Here is a 13,710-nt window from a genome sequence, read left to right as displayed (position 1 = left end):
TTCAGATGTGTATAAGGGACATGTCCATGAACAAGGATGCGATCCACCAGCAGGGCTCGACCGCGAGGGCTCAAACGGGCATGTTTATGCAGGTTCATCCGGGGCTCCTGGGGGCTGGGTTGGCTTGGTAACCCCCATCTTCCAGAGATGCCCCGGATGAACAACCTACTGAGAGATCACAGCTAGCCGCCCAGCACAACAGGCGCTCCCAGCGAAAAAAGACCAAGTACGAAATCCGTCCTTACTCATCCCCAGCCAGGAACCAAACAGGCTTGAGCGGCAGACGCGCCCGTGCGACGTCGTCGAGCTGCGCATAGTGCTCCGTCCACAACCCAAGCAGCTTGCGCGCATCGATCAGGCTGATCCGCCGATGCGACTGCCGCGCCTCGTAGTCCGCATCCTTGGTGAAGCCGGACAGAGCTACGAACAGACCCACGTCGCCCTCGCCGAGGACGGCCATGAAGCTGCGCAGACCCATCACGTCGATGCGCGGAGAGTTGGCGTTGCGCTTGACCTGCACTTTGATGCGCGGCGGCCGAGTGCCGAGCGGGTCGTTGTAGGCGATGATGTCGGTGCCGCCGTCCTTGCCGGGCGGGGCGATCCAGGCGACGTGGTAGCCCATCGCCTTCAGCAGCGAGCCGACCAGTTCCTGGAAATCGTAAGGCGGCATCGCCGCCAGATACGCCTCGATCTCGGTCCAGGCCATCTCCTCGGCTTCTTCCAGGGTGATGGTGGCCGAACCTTCGCCGAGTTCTTCCTCTCCTTCCTCGTCCTCGACGGGGTCCGGCTGGGCGCTCTTCCATTTGCGGTAGAGCTGGCCGACCGCGCGGGTGAACTGCTCGGGGTCGGGGTAGGTCTGCAAGGCGGCCTCGCCGTCGGGCGTCAGGGTCCAGATGCCCTTGTCCTTGACCAGCCAACCGGCCTTCACCGGCGCTACGGTGCTGAAGCGCACGATCTTCTCGAAACGGCGGCCGCCGGTCTGGTAGTCCCCTGCCTCGTACTCGGTCATCGTGACCTGCTTCGCCAGCACCTCCAGCACATCGCTGGCCCGCATCCCCTCCGGCTGCGCCTTGAGGATCTGGAACAGCATGCGGATCAGCTCGCCTTTGCGGCGCTTGGTGATGTTGGCCATCGGCTCTCCATGTCTGCGGTGTATTGGCGCGGGGCGCAGGTGCAATGATAGCTGCCTTCGCATCGCTCGAACTTCCAGCCAGGCTTCGCCGTACACGTGTGCTGTCGAAGCGGAAGCGTCTGCTGCACCCTCATGTCCCGAGGATCCGGACACAGATATGCGACAAGATCCTTAACTTTGCAGCTTCGTGTTGCAGTCGGGCACCGCACAGGCGCCTCTAGCGCTATGATCCGGCAAGCTTCGCCTCAGTGGCTGGCCTTTACGCCTACTGACTCAATTCAACCCATGTATTGCGAGGATGCGATGGACCGCGGACTGCAAGAAGAAACGGTGGATCGGCTGCGGCGGACGGTGGAGAGGCTGGCGCGTTCCGTAGGCACACCAGACTGGGGATCCTCATTGGCCGACGTTGCCAGGGAAGTCGCAGCTGCGTCATCTGCTGCGCTACCGAGTAGCGATCACCCATTGCATCAACGTGCTGTCACAGACCTTTCCACTCTTCAGGAGACGCTCTCCGAGGTCGTGGTCACCATGAGCGATCCGCAGCGCTTTCAGACGCTGCTCGCTTCGAAGGGGCAGATACCAGAAGTGATGCAGCAGCATCTTGCACTGATGGAGGCGCTGGATCGTGCGCTCGGCTGCATCGTGGGACTCATGCAATACGACGTCCGCGACCGCTACCTGCTCGATTCAGAAGACGGCTTCATGATCTCAAGCGGCAGCATGAGCTATGGACGCAGCCGCTTTAGAGGTCGAGCGCGCTAGCCGTTCGCCACGCCCTGTCAACACCAAACACAAGGATTGCCCATCCTGGGCAGTGAGCACGGGCCATGAACCCGATGCTATCGCCGCGTTGTAGCCATACAAGGAGACGTAATCGTGACATCGAGAATGCGTCCATTATTTCCTATTGGCGCCCTGCTCATAGCAGGTTTCGCCATGCCAGTGCCATCCCACGGGACGAATGTCGAGTCCAAGACGTTTCCCGAGCCAGCGCTCCTGGACAAGGCAACTCAATTTTCCGATCAGTTAGTGCGAGAGCGACCTGAACTTCAGCTCCTTCTCAACAAGCTCGGCCTGCGATACCTGCATCAGCTCGACCCTGATACGGTCTACCAGCTCAATACGCGTACAGGCGAGCTGACACGATTGAGCCGCGCACAAGCCGCGTCAGGGAAGGACGCCAGCCCAGCGGGAATCTTTTGGGGATTCGGCACTCCCGCAGTGCGCATCTCCGGTGGAACCAGCATCAATGGCGAGGCCAGCACCACCGTGACTTGCCCGTTTTCGGCCCAGACCGCGGAAGTCAGTGGCTTTATGGCCTCCACCGTCTCCCGCGACCCAGTGGCGGGCGTACGCAACGGCACGCTCGTCATCGACAATGCCCTGGACAGCAAGGCGCAGGTGAATTTCAGCATCCTGCGCTTGGCCGGCGGTGCACGCAATTCTGCCAACCGCACCACCCTGGAGTCCGTCCACACCGGCAGTTGCGGCGATGAAGTCCGAGTCAACACCCTGGTGACCACATGGCCGCCAAATCGCGTAGAACTGGCGATCGACGATACGGGGTCCATGGACACGCAACTCAGTGGCGTTAAGTCGGCGCTCGCCAGCTTTGTGGAGAACAACAATAGCGGTGAGCAACAGCGCGCCACGTCGTATGAGTTGATCAGCTTCAAGGATGCGCCGACGCTACGGCTCCCCAATACCGAAGATACTGCCGCCGTGATCAATGCCGTGCAAGGACTCACCGCGAGCGGTGGAGACGACTGCCCAGAAGACTCGTTGGGTGCGGTCTCCCTTGCGCTTTCGCGTCTCGGAGAGGATGAGGACTCCGAAGGATCAGTGATTCTGGCTACGGATGCTTCGCCGCACTCCGGCGACGTCGATGGCTTGATTGCCCAAGCCCGCGCCAATGGAACACGTGTACATGTGTTGCTGTCGGGTGATTGCGTGGCCAGCGCGACCGGACGAACTCGGGCTGCAAACGGAAATAGCAACGAGTCCATTGCGGCAACCCCGTCCTCCCGCGACGTATTCTCGCGGATTGCACAAGAAACCGGAGGCTTGTACTTCTATGCGCCAAACGCCACCTCTGAGGTTTACGCAGATCTTCTTGGAGAGATCTTCCAAAGTGTGGCGGAGGGAATTACCACGCTTGAACCAGCCGTACCACTGACCGGCTTGGAAGGCGCAGCGGGCAGCGACAGCTTGTTCCGCGTGGAAGTTCCGACCGGCACAAGCAACTTGCGTGTATTGAGCTACGGCGGCACTGGCAATGTGTCGCTCTACATGAAGCGCGGAAAGATCCCCACTGTCACGGACCATGACATGTTTTCTACACGTCCTGGCAACAACGAGACACTGAACCTCGCTGCGCCTGTCGCTGGCACCTACTACATCAGGCTGAGAGGAGAATCGGCGTACACCCGCGTTTCACTGCAAGCCAGAGTAACCAAATAGAGCGTCCTTTCTCATCAAAAGGAGAAGGCACAATGGGCCTTCTCCACTTATTACCACGAGACTGCATCCTCTTCCCTGCGTGACGCACACACCGATGCCGAAGGTCCGCGCACCACGAAACGGAGCCATACAAGATTGTATGAAGAAGCGCGGCCAAGTGCTTACAAGCTACTGCTGCAGTAGCAACGTCCTTATCGAACTCCATTAGCCAGTGCATCTTCAGAACACGCGGCCGGCTTGAGATCGAGCAGAAGCAGGCCACGTCTCCTTGGCCGGTAGCAGGCAGGCCCACGACAACAGGATCTGCGCCCGGCTGCACGTTGCGAATCACGCCGCCCCCTACCCCACCACAAACACCACTCCATCTCCTCCGCCCCCCGTCTGCCGCAGCCGGCCTTCCGCCTCCAGTGTCTCCAGCGACACATCGGCGCCGAGATCTGTGGCCACACCGTCCAACGTCAGCCCCACCCAACGATCGCGGCCGGCATGCTTGGCGCGGTACAGGGCGGCGTCGGCAATGCGCAGGCTCAGCGGCCAGTCGCCACCGGGGTGGGCGGGAAACAGGCTCACGCCCATCGACACGGTGAGGGCGATGCGGCCGGTCGGGCGCACCAGGGGGTCGGCCTGCAGGCGTTCGCGCAGGCGGCGGAACAGGCGCGTAGCGTCGGCCAGAGTGCCACCGGGGCAGATCCACAGGAACTCTTCCCCACCCCAGCGGGCGATGATGTCCGAGCTGCGTGCACACTCGCGCAGCAGATCGCCCAGTCGTATCAGGGCGTGGTCGCCGCCTTCGTGACCGTGCAGGTCGTTGACGCGTTTGAAGTGGTCGATGTCCAGCAGGGCGATCAGCAGCGGTTCCTGCGTGCGCTCGGGCGTCGCTGCAGCCTCGCGCGCCTGCAGCCAGGCGGTGACGTAGCGGCGATTGCGCAGGCCGGTGAGGGCGTCTTCCTCGCTCTGGCGACGGATAGTGGCGGCGAGCTGTTCCAGTTCGCGGTGCTGCGCCTGGATCTCCTCGTTCTTGCGCGCCAGTTCCGCGTTGATGCGCCGACGCGCACGGCCTTCGCGCACCTTGAACAGGAAAAAGCCGGCCAGCGCCAGCAGTGCGGCGAGTAGACCGTAGAGCACGCTGCGCTGGCGCTGCGCGCGCGCCTGCAGTTGCGCATACGCCGTCTGTTCGGCGGCACGGGTGCGGGCAAGTGCGGCAAGTTCGCTGTTCTTGCGCGCCAGGTCCACCGCCGATTCGAGCTCGGCGATCCGGGTCTTGGATTCGACGTTCACCGCCTTGTCGTTGACCGCCTTGTACTCGCGCATGAGGGCAAGCGCCTCGCGGTCGCGGCCGAGTGCGTCGAGGTTGTCGATCATGCGCGGGTACAGTTCCAGCCGCCGGGGGACGTTGTCCCATTGCGTGAACATCTGCCGCGCGCGCTCGAACGCGGCGGCCGCGGCGTCGCGTTGGCCGAGATCGGCCAGCACGTTGCCGAGCGTGGAATAGACGATGCCTCCCTCGCCATGGTCGCCACCTGGCGCCGCCCCCTCCAGCATCGCGGCCGCTTCGCGCAAGAAGGGCAACGCCTCGCGCGGACGATGCTGCAGCGCGAGTACGTTGCCCAGGTTGTTCAGCAATCCGATCAGCGACGTCTTGCCATCGGCACGTCCCGCCGCCAACGCCTGCCGGTAGATCGCTTCGGCGCGTTGCAGTTCGTTTGCGCCCTGATAGGCCGTGCCCAGGTTGTTGAGTATGTCCGCGCGCGTCAGGTCCTTGTACGGCATCGCATCGTAGGCAGCGAGCGCACGCTGGCCGTAGGCGATCGCCTTTTTCCATTCGTGGGCATAGATGAACACGCCGGTGGCGTTGTGCAGCATGGAGACGTCATCGGGCTTGCCCAGCGCCTTGACCACACGCTCCGCCTCGAGCAGGGCGGCGATGGCATCGGGCATGCGCCCCTGCTGAGCCGACACCAGGAACACGGTCTGGTTGGCCTTGTACTCCACCGGATCCGGATGCCGACGTACTCTGGACAATGCGATGCGGGCGACCCGCAAGGCGTCGTCCTGCGCACCCATCTTGTAGTAGGAGCGGGCCAGCAGTCGCCACAGCTCGGCGATGTGCGGGTCGTGCGGCAGCTCCGTTTCCAGCCGCCGCATCTCGCCTTCGAGCTGCGCGATGCGGAGCGCGTCGCGCGGCCGCCAGATCTCGGCATTGAGTTGCGTGAACAGGCGCACCCGCTGTTGCGGCGACAACGGCTGGGCGAGCAGCGCCGAGCCGATGGAGACCACCCTGTTCGGCTGGCCCGCGGCGGCGGCCGCATCGACCAGTTCCAGGCCGAGCGCGATCGAGCCTTGCTTGTCGGCCGCGGCGTCCCAGGCCGGCATGCCCATCTGCAGCGCGGCCGCCGGGTCTGCGGCACGCACCGCCGCCACGCAGGCCGGCACCGCCTGCGCCGGTGCGCACCGCTGCATCGCGGCCGCGTGCGCCACCGCGGACGACACCAGCACACTCCCGCACAGCAGCATCCTGAGCGACTGCAAGATCAAGCGACTGCGCACTGCCGTTCTCCCCAAGATGCCGCGGCACACGCCGGATCCGTGAATGCGGCGGATATCGTCGCACTCTGGTCCCACGCACGCCGTTGCCAGCGTGCAACAACGCCGACCCGTGCAAGGCTATCGGCCACACGGGCGATTTCTTGAGCTCTATCCCATGCAAGAGGCCACGTTACTCACGCTACGCCTGCACGCGCCTGCGCCAGGGCGCACCGCGATCAGCCCATCTCCCACCGGGAGAGGGGTTGGGGTGAGGGTCCGAGCACGCAGCACATCCATGCATCCCCCAACTCCGCCCCCCCCCCCAAGTCCCATCACAGCGGCGTCAGCTGCCTGAGCTGCGCGTCATCGGGAAACGCACGCACGCGGTACCGCGGCGGATACAACGGCGGCTGCGGCTCCATCAGGTCGCCGAACGCGGCAACAGCCTCGTCCCAGGACACCAGGACGACCGCTTCCTCCTCGGCGTCGTCGCGCGGGACGACCAGGGCGATCCGGTCGGCTCTGGGCAACAACGTATCGACGCCCTTGGTCCAGGTGCAGAGCGAAAACTGCCGCGCGCCGTCGTCGCGCTCCTGGTAGACGCTGAACGATGCGACGAAGATGTCCTGCTCGGTCGCGTCGTGGAGCTTGTCCAGCGCCGCCTTCTGATCGGCATAGGCAGGCGCGTCCAGCAGCCGGCGCAGGTCCGCCTGGCGCTGGCGATGCTCGGGCGACGCCAGCGCGAACGGCACCATGCGGCGCGCCTCGTCGTAGGTGAACACCAGCGCGGAGACGTTGCGGCCCTGCGCGGCCGCTTCCACGCTCAGTTCCAGCATCGCGCCGATGGCGGCGGCGTCCCGGTCGCCCACCACCAGCAGGCAGTCGCGCGCCGGCAGCATGAACAGCGGATTGCCTGCCACCGGAACGCGATACAGCACGTCGGGCAGCAAGGCGCGGCTGGTGTCGTAGGCATCCTGCCACGCGCCGCGGAATACGCCCGGTGCGACTTCGACGAAATGGTCGGCGGTCGCGTCACGCAGATTGTCGCGGGCGATCGCCAGGCCTTCGTCCAGGGTGATCCCCCATGCCGCGCGCGGCCCCTGGAATAGCGTGGAGATCGTGTCGGGCAGATCCAGCGCCAGCAGCTCGACGCAATCCTCGGCGATGTCGCGCCATGCATATGGGAATGGCGCATCGAGGCCTTTCTCCAGCAGGTGCTCCAGCCGCAGCTCCTCGAACATGCCGCGATTGCGGATCACCGGCATCAGCGTCGCGCGCACCTCGTCGAATGTCTTTTCCCGGCCACTCTCTTCCTGCGCGTTGAGCGAGGACGTCACATAGGCGCGCAATGCCTCGGCGCGGCCTTTGCGCGTCGCGGCCCTGTAGGCCTGATAGGCGTTGTGCAGATAGATGGTGTAGCCATTGCCGCCGACCAGTCGGAACGCGTCGGGCTGATAAACCAGATCCTCGCGATAGCCCCGCGCGCGCAGGGCGTCGGTGTACAGCCTGGCGAAGGCGTCGGGGCTGGGCGTGCGGCGGAACAGCGTGTCGAACAGTGCAGCGAACATCGGCGGTCGTCCTTGTCGAGTGGCGGCATGCGGGCGCCGCGCGGAATGCTAGCGCAGCTTTGCGGCAGCCGCAGATGGACGCGGACTGCAGAGTCCGCAACGGCACTCCGGCAACTCCGATTGCATCGAGCACCCAGAAAGCGCGCGCACGCTGCTCGGTCAGCTGTCCCTCCCACGTGCATGCACGGCGCACCGCATTACGCGTATCAGTGTGCGGCGCGAAATAAAAAGCCCCGCTGTCGCGGGGCTTTCTGGAGACTCGGCACTTCCTTCTCCCGCATGCGGGAGAAGGAGTCGCGTGCTGCCCGCCTCAGGCGAACGGATCCTGCAGCACCATGGTGTGTTCGCGGTCCGGACCGGTGGAGACGATCGAGATCGGGCAGCCGGCCAGTTCCTCCAGCGCACGCAGGTAGGCGCGGGCGGCGGGCGGCAGTTCGTCCCACACGGTGATGCCGTGGGTGTTCTCGCTCCAGCCCGGGAACTCCAGGTACACCGGGGTGCACTCTTCCCAGCCCTGCGCGTCCAGCGGCGCGTATTCGGTGCGCTTGCCGCGGTATTCGTAGGCGATGCACACCTTCAGCTTCTCCATGCCGTCCAGCACGTCGAGCTTGGTGATGCACAGGCCGGAGATGCCGTTGATGGCCACCGCGCGCTTGAGCGCGACGATGTCCATCCAGCCGCAGCGGCGCGGACGGCCGGTGGAAGCGCCGTACTCGGCGCCGCGGTCGCGGATGCCCTGGCCGATCTCGTCGTCCAGTTCGGTCGGGAACGGGCCGCCGCCGACGCGGGTGGCGTAGGCCTTGGCGATGCCCAGCACGTAGTCGATGTCCTGCGCGCCCACGCCGGTGCCGGCCAGTGCGCCGCCGACAGTGGTGTTGGAACTGGTGACGTAGGGATAGGTGCCGTGGTCGATGTCCAGCAGCGCACCCTGCGCGCCTTCGAACAGCACGCGCTTGCCCTGCTTGCGCAGGTCGTGAAGGATGCCGGCGACGTCGGACTTCATCGGCTGCACGTACTCGCCGAAGGCCAGCGCTTCGTCGAAGGTCTTCTGGAAGTCGACCGCTTCCACGCCCAGGTACTTGGTCAGCACGAAGTTGTGGTAGTCCAGCGCGGTGCGCAGCAGCTCTTCCAGCTGCGGCGGGTAATGCAGGTCGGCGACGCGGATGCCGCGGCGCGCCACCTTGTCTTCGTAGGCCGGGCCGATGCCGCGGCCGGTGGTGCCGATGGCCTTGCCGCCGGCGGCCTTCTCGCGGGCCTGATCCAAGGCGATGTGGTACGGCATGATCAGCGGCGCGGCCGGCGAGATCTTCAGGCGCGACCGCACTTCCACGCCGGAGGTCTCCAGCTCCTCGATCTCCTTGCGCAGCGCGGCCGGGGAGATCACCACGCCGTTGCCGATCAGGCACAGCGCATCGTCGCGCAGGATGCCGGACGGGATCAGGTGCAGGACGGTCTTCTTGCCGTTGATGACGAGGGTGTGGCCGGCATTGTGGCCGCCCTGGAAACGCACGACGGCACCGATTTCCTCGGTGAGCAGATCGACGATCTTGCCTTTGCCTTCATCGCCCCACTGGGCGCCGAGCACGACAACTGACTGACCCATGGCTGGGTAACTCCTGGTTTGCTGCGCGACCGTCGGGGCCACGCGGATGTGGTGGCCGTGCGGGGACCGGCCGACACCGGTGCGGCCGCTCCATCGGGGAGCGTCCAGGCGGCGGCAGGACCCATACACGGAAAAAGCCGGTCGAGACGCTCGCGTGGAGCGGGCCCGGCCGGCTTTTGTGCATTATCCGGGTTTTGGGTGGCGGTCACCACCCCTTCCCCTGCCGCGTTCAGCGACCTGCCCATCGGGCACGATCGGGATGCGGTCAGGCGCGAACCCACAGCAAGGCCATCAATCCCACCGCCAGGGCTACGCCGCCAGCGATCCGCAACTGCGTGACCGGCATGGCCAGCATCTGCTGCACCATCCGCTTCCAGGCCTCCGGCGCGACCAACAGGATCAGACCTTCGAAGACGACGACCAGGCACACCGCGGCGATCAGATCGTGCATGGGGGTCTCGGCAAGCGGGGATGGGCGGGCCGCGTCGACGCTGAAGCGGCTTGATCGTTCAGGAGCGGCTGAAGTGGCGCAAGCCTTCCCGGTGAAACCCGTCGCGACTGAAGTCGCTCCCACAAAGGCTTCCTGCGCCGGGTACCGGCGTCTGCAACCGGCCATCCTGTACGTCGTCAGAGACCGGGGACCCGCCTTTGCGAATCCCCAATCCCGACTCCCCAATCCCGCCCTCAGCGATCGCTCTTGAGGTATTGCAGGAACGGATCGTTCTTGTCGAGCACGATCACGCCGTTGCCGTCGGCCATGGCGCCGCGGTAGGCCTCCAGGCTACGGTAGAAGGCGTAGAACGACGGGTCGGCGGAGCCGGCCTTGCCGTACACGCTGGCGGCCTCGGCATCGCCTTCGCCGCGCAGCTTCTGCGCGTCGCGCTCGGCCTCGGCGACCAGCACCGTGCTCTCGCGGTCGGCCTGGGCGCGGATGGTCAGTGCCTGCTCCTCGCCTTCGGCGCGCAGCTTGGCCGCTTCCTGCTTGCGCTGCGCGCGCATGCGTTCGTACACGTCGGTGATCACCTGGCTGTCGGTCGGCAGGTCGATCTGCTTGATGCGCAGGTCGACGATCTGCATGCCCAGGGTCTTGCTGGCCGCGTTGATCGCCACCAGCTGCTTGGCGATCAGTTCGCTGCGGTCGCCGGACACCAGCTGCTGCAGGGTGCGCGAGTTGATCTGGTTGCGCAGCGAGTCGGTGATGATCGGCGCCAGCAGGCTGTTGGCCACCTTCTCGTCGCCGCCGGTGGTGGCACGGTAGAAGGCGCGCACGTCGGAGATGTAGCCGATGGCGAAGAAGCTGACGCTGACGTCCTTCTGCTCGGCGGTGAAGTAGCGCGCCGGGTTGGTGTCGATCACCTGGAAACGGCGGTCGAACATACGTACCGACTCGACCAGCGGCACCTTGAAGTGCAGGCCCGGCTTGAGATCGGCACGCACCACGCGGCCCAGGTTCAGCACCATCGCCGCCTTGTCCTCGGGCACCACGAACACCGAGCTGAGCAGCGCAAACAGCGCGACGACGGCAATGCCCGCCCACAATGACAGTTTCATCGCTGGATCTCCTCACGGCCGGTCGGGCGCGGCGTGCGCTCCGGGTTGCGGACACTCTCGGCCGAACTGCTGCTCAACGCCGGCATCAACACGTCCTGCGGCACCGTCGGCAGCGACGTGGTCGCCGCCGGCGGCGTCGCCGCGGCCGGCGCCTTGCTGTCGGCCGGCATCGGCACGTAGATCAGCTGGCGGCCGTCGCCGCCGATGACCTTGCGGTTCTCCGCCAGCACCTGCTGGATCGTCTCCAGCCACAGCCGCTTGCGGGTGACCTCCGGCGCGTTCTGGTACTGCTGCTGCAGCAGGGTGAAGCGCTCGGCGTCGCCCTGCGCGCGGGCGATCGCCGCTTCCTTGTAGCCTTCGGCGACGGTACGGGTGCGTGCGGCCTGGCCGCGCGCCTCCGGCACCACCTTGGCGGCGTAGGCCTGGGCCTCGTTGATCAGCCGCTCCTTGACCTGCTGGGCGCCGTTGACCTCGTCGAAGGCCGATTTGACTTCCTCCGGCGGACGCGCGTCGGGCAGGGTCAGGCCGGTCACGATCAGGCCGGTGTGATAGGCCTTCAGCGCGGCCTGCAGGCGCTCGCGCGCGGCCACGGCCATCGGCCCGCGGTTGTTGAGCACCGTATTGAGATCCGAGCGGCCGATCTGTTCGCGCACCGCGCTCTGCGCGGCCTGCTCCAGCACCAGGTCGGCGTTGCGCGCGCCGAACACGTAGGTGCGCGGGTCCTCGACCCGGTACTGCACGTTGAGCGAGACGTTGACGATGTTCTCGTCGCCGGTCAGCACCGGCAGCTGGCTGTCGAAGGTCTTGATGCGGGTGGCATCGACCTTGCGCACGGTCTCGATCGGCCACGGCAGCTTGAAGTTCGGGCCCGGCTGCAGGATCCGCGAGAACTGGCCGAAGCGCAGCACCACGCCGCGCTGCTGCTCGCCGATCAACTGGAAGCTGCTGAACAGCAGCACCAGCACCACCGCACCCAGGACCCAGCGGCCGATGCCGCCGCCATCGCCGAACAGGTCCTTCAACGGACCCGGCAACCCGCCCCACCTGCCTCCCCCATTGCCGCCACGCGGCGGCCAGGGACCGCGCCCGTGATTGTCGGGGCCGTCTCCGCCCTTGCCGCCAGGTGTGTTCCAGGCCATGCATGCTCCAAGAAGGAAGGTGGCGCCGCGTCGGTCACGCGCCGGTCACCGGATAATGAGTCGCCGATTCTACAAGATGGGGCAGACCCGCCGTTTCGAAAGGGTATCTTGGTGCATTCCTGCGTGCCGACCAAGGTGTTCCATGTCCGTTCCCGCCCAGTTCTCCGCCTTCCGCATCCACCAGGACGCCAGCGGCTACCACGCCGGCCTCGCCCCGCTGTCGCTGGACCAGCTCAGCGACGGCGAGGTGGTGATCCGCGCCGCCTGGTCGTCGGTGAACTTCAAGGACGCGCTGGCCGGCACCGGCCAGGGCAAGATCCTGCGCCGCTTCCCGCTGGTCGGCGGCATCGACGTGGCCGGGCACGTGGTCGCCTCCCGCGACCCGGCGTTCAAGGAAGGCGACGCGGTGCTGGTCACCGGCTGCGGCCTCAGCGAGACCCGCGACGGCGGCTACAGCGACTACGTGCGCCTGGAGTCCAAGTGGGTGGTGCCGCTGCCGGCCGGGCTGAGCCTGCGCGAGAGCATGGTGCTGGGCACCGCCGGCTTCACCGCGGCGCTGGCGCTGCTGCGCCTGCTCGACAACCGCCAGACCCCGGCGCTCGGCCCGCTGTGCGTGACCGGCGCCACCGGCGGGGTCGGCTCGCTGGCGGTCGACATCTTCAGCCGCGCCGGCTTCGAGGTGCATGCGGTCAGCGGCAAGGCAGACCGCGCCGAGCAGCTCAAGGCCTGGGGCGCCACCCAGGTGCTCGGCCGCGAGGCCCTGCAGACCAGCCGGCCGCTGGAATCGGTGCGCTTCGGCGGCGGCCTGGACAACGTGGGCGGGGCGATGCTGACCAGCCTGCTGGCGCAGACGGCACCGTACGGCAATGTCGCCAGTGCCGGCCTGGCCGCGACCGCGGAGCTGGACATGACGGTGATGCCCTTCATCCTGCGCGGGGTGTCGCTGCTGGGCATCGGCTCGGCCGGCACCGCCCGCGACCTGCGCGACCGCATCTGGCAGCACCTGGGCAGCGACTGGAAGCCGCGCCACCTGGAGACCATCTGCACCCGCGAAGTGGACCTGGCCGGCCTGCCGGAGGTGTTCGCGACGATGCTGGCCGGGCAGTCGTTCGGGCGCACCGTGGTGCGGCTGGATCCGAGCGCGTAGCCACGCCGGCGCTTTGTGACACGCAACGCTTTCCGCCCTCGCGCCGCTGCCACTACACTCGGGGCCTCCTAGGGGGAACCACATGGCACGCATTCTGATCGTCGACGACTCACCGTCGCAGTTGCTGGGCATCCAGCGCATCGTCGAAAAACTGGGGCACGAAACGATCACCGCCACCGACGGCGCCGCCGGCGTCGAAGCGGCCAAGGCGGCCTTGCCGGACCTGGTGCTGATGGACGTGGTGATGCCGAACCTCAACGGCTTCCAGGCCACCCGTACCCTGCGCCGCGAGCCGACCACGCAGAACATCCCGGTGATCCTGGTCACCACCAAGGACCAGGATACCGACCGCATGTGGGGCATGCGCCAGGGCGCCCGCGCCTACATCACCAAGCCGTTCTCCGAGGACGAGCTGTACGAGGTGATCGAGCGTGTGTTCAGTGGCGAGGATGCGCCGTAGAAGCCGGGAATCGGGATTGGGGAGTGGGGATTCGTAAGGTCGGGTTTCCGGGCGGCGTTTGAGCGCGTCGCGTAAGGCCGCATTGCAATCGGCGCCCCTTGTAGGAGTCAACTGTCATGCA

Annotated in this window: 11 protein-coding genes; 4 read left to right on the top strand and 7 right to left on the bottom strand. The window is 66.1% G+C overall.

Features of this window, described 5'->3' with window-relative positions:
- Positions 1-241 precede the first annotated feature (241 nt).
- Complete coding sequence (locus CEK68_RS14185; RefSeq protein ID WP_152239759.1) at positions 242-1,132, bottom strand: restriction endonuclease; 891 nt, start codon at positions 1,130-1,132, stop codon at positions 242-244.
- Positions 1,133-1,357: 225 nt separating this feature from the next.
- Between CEK68_RS14185 and CEK68_RS14180 the strand changes: the two genes are divergently transcribed.
- Positions 1,358-1,897, top strand: coding sequence for a hypothetical protein (locus CEK68_RS14180; protein ID WP_193314206.1), 540 nt, complete (start codon positions 1,358-1,360; stop codon positions 1,895-1,897).
- 114 nt (positions 1,898-2,011) lie between these two features.
- Positions 2,012-3,595 (top strand): pre-peptidase C-terminal domain-containing protein, encoded by a 1,584-nt coding sequence (locus CEK68_RS14175; protein ID WP_152239757.1) that lies wholly within the window; start codon positions 2,012-2,014, stop codon positions 3,593-3,595.
- Positions 3,596-3,934: 339 nt separating this feature from the next.
- Here the strand turns inward: CEK68_RS14175 and CEK68_RS14170 are convergent, their stop codons facing one another.
- The 6 genes from CEK68_RS14170 to hflK all read right to left on the bottom strand — a co-directional run bounded on the left by CEK68_RS14170 (position 3,935) and on the right by hflK (position 11,982).
- Positions 3,935-6,085, bottom strand: coding sequence for a GGDEF domain-containing protein (locus CEK68_RS14170; protein ID WP_152239756.1), 2,151 nt, complete (start codon positions 6,083-6,085; stop codon positions 3,935-3,937).
- A gap of 368 nt (positions 6,086-6,453) precedes the next feature.
- Positions 6,454-7,689, bottom strand: coding sequence for a hypothetical protein (locus tag CEK68_RS14165; RefSeq protein ID WP_152239755.1), 1,236 nt, complete (start codon positions 7,687-7,689; stop codon positions 6,454-6,456).
- Positions 7,690-7,999: 310 nt separating this feature from the next.
- Positions 8,000-9,292: an adenylosuccinate synthase gene (locus CEK68_RS14160; RefSeq protein ID WP_026144396.1), complete on the bottom strand. Its 1,293-nt coding sequence runs from the start codon at positions 9,290-9,292 to the stop codon at positions 8,000-8,002.
- A gap of 265 nt (positions 9,293-9,557) precedes the next feature.
- Entirely contained in the window at positions 9,558-9,743 is a 186-nt protein-coding gene (locus CEK68_RS14155; protein ID WP_152239754.1) for a DUF2065 family protein, read from the bottom strand.
- A 233-nt stretch (positions 9,744-9,976) separates the two neighbouring features.
- Positions 9,977-10,843 (bottom strand): protease modulator HflC, encoded by an 867-nt coding sequence (locus CEK68_RS14150; protein WP_026144397.1) that lies wholly within the window; start codon positions 10,841-10,843, stop codon positions 9,977-9,979.
- Positions 10,840-11,982: an FtsH protease activity modulator HflK gene (hflK, locus tag CEK68_RS14145; protein WP_152239753.1), complete on the bottom strand. Its 1,143-nt coding sequence runs from the start codon at positions 11,980-11,982 to the stop codon at positions 10,840-10,842. The genes CEK68_RS14150 and hflK overlap by 4 nt, the downstream gene beginning before the upstream one ends.
- 142 nt (positions 11,983-12,124) lie before the next feature.
- Between hflK and CEK68_RS14140 the strand changes: the two genes are divergently transcribed.
- Together CEK68_RS14140 and pilH are read left to right on the top strand one after the other, a co-directional pair.
- Entirely contained in the window at positions 12,125-13,129 is a 1,005-nt protein-coding gene (locus CEK68_RS14140; RefSeq protein WP_152239752.1) for an acryloyl-CoA reductase, read from the top strand.
- Positions 13,130-13,211: 82 nt separating this feature from the next.
- Positions 13,212-13,589, top strand: a complete 378-nt coding sequence (gene pilH / locus CEK68_RS14135; RefSeq protein ID WP_010340114.1) for a twitching motility response regulator PilH — start codon at positions 13,212-13,214, stop codon at positions 13,587-13,589.
- The last annotated feature ends 121 nt before the right edge of the window (positions 13,590-13,710 follow it).

It is taken from the genome of Xanthomonas sp. LMG 12461 (genome assembly GCF_009192935.1).
Classification (GTDB): domain Bacteria; phylum Pseudomonadota; class Gammaproteobacteria; order Xanthomonadales; family Xanthomonadaceae; genus Xanthomonas_A; species Xanthomonas_A sontii.
The sequence above is the reverse complement of the archived record's forward strand: the minus strand, read 5'-3'. Positions and strand labels throughout refer to the sequence as shown.